The sequence below is a fragment of the Ruoffia tabacinasalis genome (genome assembly GCF_005864045.1).
GTDB classification, from domain to species: Bacteria; Bacillota; Bacilli; order Lactobacillales; family Aerococcaceae; genus Ruoffia; species Ruoffia tabacinasalis.
In genome coordinates, this window is record NZ_VBSP01000074.1 from 1 (window position 1) to 6,123 (window position 6,123).

Genomic DNA, 6,123 nt, shown 5'->3' on the forward strand with positions numbered 1-6,123 from the left:
TCTAAATTTAAGGTAATATTTAATTGAGCCATAATAATCTTCCTTTCAATGTTTGTCTGTCAACTACATTGTACCAAAGAGATTATTATGGTTTTTTACTTTTACACAATTATATGGGCTTTATCATTTTCCGAGGCGCTGGGCGTATATTTTTCCGCAATACTTGGTATAATAGGTATAGAATGCAAGTTAGAGAGGTTTTTATATGGTAAGAATAGGGGTAGTTGGCAGTATTTCCACGGATTTTGTCGTAGAGGCGAGTCGCCGGCCTGAGCAAGGTGAGACGGTTTTTGGAGATTCATTTGAAACATGTTTTGGTGGTAAAGGTGCGAACCAAGCAGTGGCGTCTGCGCGTTTAAGTGCCGATGTATCAATGATTGGCGCAGTTGGCGATGACGAGTTCGCGGATCGTTTAGTGACAAATTTAAAAAATGAAAACATAAATACAGACGCAGTTCAAAATGTGAGCGGTGTGCCTTCCGGATCGGCGATCATCACTTTAGTTGAGCGAGACAACTCGATTATTTACGTTGCTGGTGCAAACAACGAGGTCAAGCCAGAAGATATTTCAAAAGCGCTAGTGAAAAGTTTTGATATTGTGCTTGTTCAAAATGAAACACCAGTTGAAACCATTGAGCAATTAATTGATATGTGTAATGAAGTTGATACGCCAATTATACTCAACCCTGCACCCGCACGTGAAATGAGCGAAGCTTACATTGCTAAAGTAGACTATCTGACTCCGAACGAATCCGAGTTCAAGGTGCTATTTCCCGAGGAGACGATGGAAAATATTTTACAAAAATATCCTAATAAAATTATCGTCACTTTAGGAGCTGAAGGAGCGGTCTTCTTCGACGGAAAATCACGTCAGTGGATTCCGGCGGTTGATGTGCCGGACGTGGTCGACACAACTGGAGCGGGTGACACATTCAATGGGGCGCTAGCGTTTGGAGTAGCTTCAGGCTTGGCTTTAGAAGAGAGTGTGCAGTTTGCGAATTTAGCTGGCTCGCTTTCAATCACTAAAAAAGGCGCCCAAGCAGGGATGCCGACCTTAGAAATAATGCGAGAACATAAAGAATTTAACACAAAATGGAAATTTGGAGGAGAAAAATAATGACAATTAAAAAAGTAAGTGACTCACGTGTGGTGCAGACGCACTTGATTATGCCTAGCGACGGGAACCGTCACAACACGCTTTACGGTGGAAATTTAATGCGCATGATTGATAACGTATCAGCGATTAGTTTCACAAGACATACGCGTTCCCTTGGTGTAACTGCATCGATGGATGTTTTGAATTTTATTAAACCATTACCCGTATCGAATTCGGTGTGCATCGAAACGATCGTCTCGGGTGTTGGCAAACGCTCAGCGGAAATTTTCGCGAAAGTCATCGGAGAGGATCTAGCAACCGGCGAACGCTATTTAGCTGCCACAGCCTTTTTAACATTTGTGGTCGTGGACGAAAATGCGCCAGACATCCCGCAACTTGAAGCGGAGACTGAAGAAGAGCGCTACATAATGAAAGGTTACGCTGAGCGTCGTAAGAAACGTTCAGAAGATCGCCTGGCAGATCGTGAATTTCAAGAAAATATTTCAATTGAATTCCCTTGGGGATAAGAAAATAGAGTCAAAGCACAACTGCTTTGGCTTTTTTATTTGGTTGCGGGGCGTCGTGAACCGGCACGACACTCCGTAAATTGACTTGCGTAGCGTCGTTTTGACTCACGACACTCCGCATTCGCGAATACGGTTCATCGTACTCACCCACGACGCTCCGGAAACTGATTTGCGGTACGTCGTACCAGCTCACGACGCACCTTAACCAGCTTAATCCAAATTTATTTCAAAAATCTGCAAATAAAATAATGGAAATGGCCATTTTTTACGTATGTATATATAAAAGAAAAATATACTGGAGGTAAACACATGGACAAACCGTTTGAATTGCAATTTTATGAATGCTTAAATGAAAGATGCGAACTACCGACTTCTGTCAAAAACAGACTAGCCAGACAACAAGTCGGTTACGAGGGACACTTAGATTTTATTAATATACTGAGGGATAATCTCCCCGGACATTTTGTCATATTAAATGATATATTCTATAAATTGCCTTATAAATTTACTCAGATTGACACGATTTTAATTACAGTTCATGCGATTTACCGATTTGAAGTGAAAAATCTACTCAGTGAATTTACGTATAAGGAAGGCTTTTGGTACCGAAAAGGTGAGCGACTGTCGCGCAACTTCTTTACCCAAGTCAAACGAGCGGGAGAAATTTTTGAGGAAATTATTCAAAATGATGGACTTTATTTGCCTGTGCAATCGCAACTGGTGTTTATCAATGAGGACGATACGGTTAAAATTTTCGACCAGGAAAATGTCAGCCCCTATTTAATGCGGTGGGAACTGCGATCATATTTGAAAAAAGTGGTTGAAGATAGCCGAGGAGGCTCGATGAATCCGAAAGAAGTCGCAAAGTACTTAATGAGCAAAGCAACTGAAGAGCATTTAGTCGTTGATGTGATGGACAAGAAATTGCGCGCCTTAGCGCGGAGTGGTATCCTGTGTGAAAATTGTGATAGCTGGCGAGTAGATGTGATATCGCGACGCTATCATATATTGTGTAAAAATTGCGGACGCCAAGAACCAAAACAAAGAGCGGTTATGCGCACGATTTGTGATTATGGCGTTTTGTATCACGAATGGCCACTGACGAAAAGTTCGGTGACTGAATTTATTGGCGAACCAAGTCTGGAGTATATTATTAAGCGTACTTTACGAAATTATTTTGAATTACACTCAAAAGGGAAGGCATCCACTTATGTCAACCCGGCAAAACGAATGAAGTTTGCTTTTAAAGATGAGGAATTTAGATATTATTCAAAATAGTGCGTCGTGAAGTCGCGCGACGCTCCGGAAATTGACTTACGTAGCGTCGCACCGCCTCGCGACACTATGCAATCGCGAATACGGTTCATCGTGCTGACCCGCGACGCTCCGGAAACTGATTTGCGGTCCGTCGAACCATCTCACGACGCCCCGCAGGCTCACATCCAACCCATATTTCACCCCGTATTATGGAACGAGCGACTGAATTATGATAATATGAATGCACGTAAATTGATTAAAGGAGGTTATTATGAAATTCATTACATTTGATTCATCAACAAAGGCGCTGTCCGTGGCTTTAGCCGAGGGCGAGTTGCCGACGGATTTTACTATAAAAGCCTCAACCACAACCTTGGGTAAGCGTCAGCACGGTCAGACACTCGCACCTGCGGTTGAAAATATTTTAAAGCAAGTCGATTGGAAAATGAGTGATATTGACGCAATTATTGTCGGAAACGGACCGGGCTCATACACGGGACTGCGCATTGGTGTGACGTTCGCAAAAGTATGGGCGAACGCGACGAAGTTGCCTCTATATAGCGTTTCCTCGCTGGCTTTAATGGCTGGATCGGCTTCAAAACAGACCGATTTTGTCCTACCAATTATGGATGCCCGGCGCCAGACGGCTTATACCGCTTTGTATCAATATGATAACCAAGCTGTTTTACAAGCCGTTGAGTACGATCAACATATAAAATTCGAAGAATTTTTAGCGAAAATTAAAAAACACATAAACCCAAACAGAGAACTAACATTAATCGGGACCGACATTGATGAATTTGTGGAAATGGCAAGCCGTCAGTTGCCGACGACTAAACTCATAGTTATCGACGACTGGAACGCTTATCCACATACAGTGCACGCTTTTGGAAAAGTCCCTTGGACGCAAATTGAGGAGCCACCCTTATTAGCACCTAATTATGCACACGCGACTTTGGCGGAGCAAGAATGGGCGGAGAAATCGGACAGCGATACTCTCAATCCAGACGAACTTATTGATTTTAAATGATTAAATTTTTTGATAGAAAGTTGCAGGTAAGTGTGATGCAAGAATTTATTAGACGCATTCAAAATGCGAGGCAAGTGAATCATATTATCATGGACCGAATTCGGCCAATTATTGATGAAGAGCCTCTATGGAGCCGTTCGGACCAGTCTTTTAGCATACGACTTGCGAAAGCTGAGGACGTACCGCTTTTTATAGAATTGGAAAATGATGCCTACAAAGGCTTCCACGCCTGGACTCAACAAGATTTCAAACACGATTGGTTAAGAAATCCTTATTGCGTCTATATTTTAGTGGAAGATATGACCAATAAAGAGGTCGTAGCCATGATTTCAGGGCGGTTTCTTGCAAAGGGTGCGCACATCAGTCATTTATTAGTCCGGGAAAAATATCAAAACCAAAGACTCGGCTCAAAATTACTCGACTTGTGGATTCGCTTAGCTGAAATCGAAGAAGTGCCAATAATTACGCTCGAAGTGCGCGAATCTAACACGATTGCGCAAAATTTATATTACGGACAAGATTTTAAGAAGCATGGCATCAAGGAAAATTATTATTCAGACAACAAAGAAACAGCCTTTTTATTAAAACGGGAGATGCCTAATGCTTAAACAAATTGAGCGCAATTTTATTATGGAAAGTTTACATGACTTTGGATGGACCCCAGAACAGCTCGAAAGTGAGTTAACAAACCGCTTCATGCGCTACTGGTTTTTGTGCGACGGTGACACGATTCAAGGTTACGTTGCTGGGCAAGTGTTGTTCGGCGAACTCGAAGTCCTGCGCGTGTACATGCATCCGCGATTTCGCGGGCGCCGTTTAGGAAATAGTTTATTGAAAAAGGCTTTAAAAGATGTAGACAGTGCCTTTCTAGAGGTGCGAAGCCAACACCAAGTGGCGATAAAATTGTATCAAAGTGTGGGGTTTGAGTTGGTGTCAGTGAGAGAGAATTATTATTCAAATCCGCAGGACGATGCGGTAAATATGCTTTGGCGAAAGGAGGAGATCGAGTGAGTGAATCATTAATATTAGCTATTGAAACAAGTTGTGACGAGACAAGTGTGGCGGTCATTAGAGACGGGCGAGAAATCTTATCAAATATCGTTGCATCACAAATAAAAAGTCACATGCGATTCGGCGGTGTTGTGCCCGAAGTGGCGAGCCGTCACCATGTGGAGCAAATTACCCAAGTGATTGATATGGCTTTAGAAGAAAGTGGGCACGGCGTCGCAGACATGGACGCAATCGCGGTTACACAAGGACCCGGACTCGTGGGCGCTTTATTAGTTGGGGTGACAGCTGGAAAAACTCTAGCGATGGTGTATAACAAACCCTTGCTCGCAGTCAACCATTTAGCGGGTCATATTTATGCCAGTCAATTAGTTAAACCGCTGAAGTTTCCATTAATGGCACTGATTGTCAGTGGTGGACATACTGAACTCGTTTATATGAAAGAAGAATTTTCATTTGAAATTATCGGTGAAACGCAAGATGACGCTGTTGGTGAAGCTTACGATAAAGTGGGACGGATTCTAGACTTGCCTTACCCCGCTGGAAAATATTTAGACGAGTTAGCCGGCAAAGGAAATTCTGAAGCATACGCAATTCCGCGTGCGATGATATACGAGGACAATTTTGACTTTAGCTTTTCCGGCATGAAAAGTGCCGTAATGAATACCGTGCATAACGCGAAACAGCGTGGCGATGAGATTGTGCCTGAAGACTTAGCTGCAAGCTTCCAAGCTGCAGCCGTAGAAGTGTTGGTAGAAAAAGCAAGCAAAGCTTTGCGCGAACATCCAGAAGTTTGCCAATTTATCTTAGCTGGTGGAGTAGCAGCCAACTCCGGACTGCGCGGGGAGTTGTCAACGCGCCTAGCGACTGAATTTCCAGATGTAGAATTAATTATCCCACCCTTAAAATTGTGCGGAGATAATGCAGCGATGATCGGAGCCAGCGCACATCATATGTATGCCGACAAAGGCTTCAGTGAATTAGATATCAATGCTATCCCTGGTTTGATGTTAGGTGAGTAGGGAAAATAAGAATAGGACAGGCCTCTGAGGAAATAAACCTCAGTGGCCTTTTTTTGTGATAAAGCCCATATAATTGTGTAAAAGTAAAAAACCATAATAATCTCTTTGGTACAATGTAGTTGACAGACAAACATTGAAAGGAAGATTATTATGGCTCAATTAAATATTACCTTAAATTTAGAA

At 42.6% G+C, this 6,123-nt stretch carries 7 protein-coding genes; all 7 read left to right on the forward strand.

Annotated features, from left to right (window positions below):
* The first annotated feature begins 205 nt into the window (after positions 1-205).
* The 7 genes from rbsK (at position 206) to tsaD (ending at position 5,940) form a co-directional block, all read left to right on the forward strand.
* A complete protein-coding gene (gene rbsK / locus FEZ33_RS11715; RefSeq protein ID WP_138405555.1) occupies positions 206-1,117 on the forward strand; it encodes a ribokinase in 912 nt (303 codons plus the stop codon).
* The gene (locus tag FEZ33_RS11720) at positions 1,093-1,623 is read left to right on the forward strand and encodes an acyl-CoA thioesterase (RefSeq protein ID WP_235888844.1); all 531 of its coding nucleotides are present in this window, start codon (positions 1,093-1,095) and stop codon (positions 1,621-1,623) included. The genes rbsK and FEZ33_RS11720 overlap by 25 nt, the downstream gene beginning before the upstream one ends.
* 309 nt (positions 1,624-1,932) lie before the next feature.
* Positions 1,933-2,901 (forward strand): nuclease-related domain-containing protein, encoded by a 969-nt coding sequence (locus FEZ33_RS11725; protein WP_138405556.1) that lies wholly within the window; start codon positions 1,933-1,935, stop codon positions 2,899-2,901.
* Between the two features lie 250 nt (positions 2,902-3,151).
* Positions 3,152-3,910, forward strand: coding sequence for a tRNA (adenosine(37)-N6)-threonylcarbamoyltransferase complex dimerization subunit type 1 TsaB (tsaB, locus tag FEZ33_RS11730; protein WP_138405557.1), 759 nt, complete (start codon positions 3,152-3,154; stop codon positions 3,908-3,910).
* Between the two features lie 35 nt (positions 3,911-3,945).
* Positions 3,946-4,518, forward strand: a complete 573-nt coding sequence (gene rimI, locus FEZ33_RS11735; protein WP_171031396.1) for a ribosomal protein S18-alanine N-acetyltransferase — start codon at positions 3,946-3,948, stop codon at positions 4,516-4,518.
* On the forward strand, positions 4,511-4,921 hold the full coding sequence (gene rimI / locus FEZ33_RS11740) for a ribosomal protein S18-alanine N-acetyltransferase (protein WP_138405559.1): 411 nt from the start codon (positions 4,511-4,513) through the stop codon (positions 4,919-4,921). Before rimI (FEZ33_RS11735) ends, rimI (FEZ33_RS11740) begins: the two co-directional genes overlap by 8 nt.
* Entirely contained in the window at positions 4,918-5,940 is a 1,023-nt protein-coding gene (gene tsaD, locus FEZ33_RS11745; protein ID WP_138405560.1) for a tRNA (adenosine(37)-N6)-threonylcarbamoyltransferase complex transferase subunit TsaD, read from the forward strand. Before rimI (FEZ33_RS11740) ends, tsaD begins: the two co-directional genes overlap by 4 nt.
* The last annotated feature ends 183 nt before the right edge of the window (positions 5,941-6,123 follow it).

What these genes read in the sequence shown, in the direction of transcription:
- rbsK (WP_138405555.1), top strand. Translation starts at nt 206, where the DNA reads ATGGTAAGAATAGGGGTAGTTGGCAGTATTTCCACGGATTTTGTCGTA.
- FEZ33_RS11720 (WP_235888844.1), top strand. Translation starts at nt 1,093, where the DNA reads ATGGAAATTTGGAGGAGAAAAATAATGACAATTAAAAAAGTAAGTGAC.
- FEZ33_RS11725 (WP_138405556.1), top strand. Translation starts at nt 1,933, where the DNA reads ATGGACAAACCGTTTGAATTGCAATTTTATGAATGCTTAAATGAAAGA.
- tsaB (WP_138405557.1), top strand. Translation starts at nt 3,152, where the DNA reads ATGAAATTCATTACATTTGATTCATCAACAAAGGCGCTGTCCGTGGCT.
- rimI (WP_171031396.1), top strand. Translation starts at nt 3,946, where the DNA reads ATGCAAGAATTTATTAGACGCATTCAAAATGCGAGGCAAGTGAATCAT.
- rimI (WP_138405559.1), top strand. Translation starts at nt 4,511, where the DNA reads ATGCTTAAACAAATTGAGCGCAATTTTATTATGGAAAGTTTACATGAC.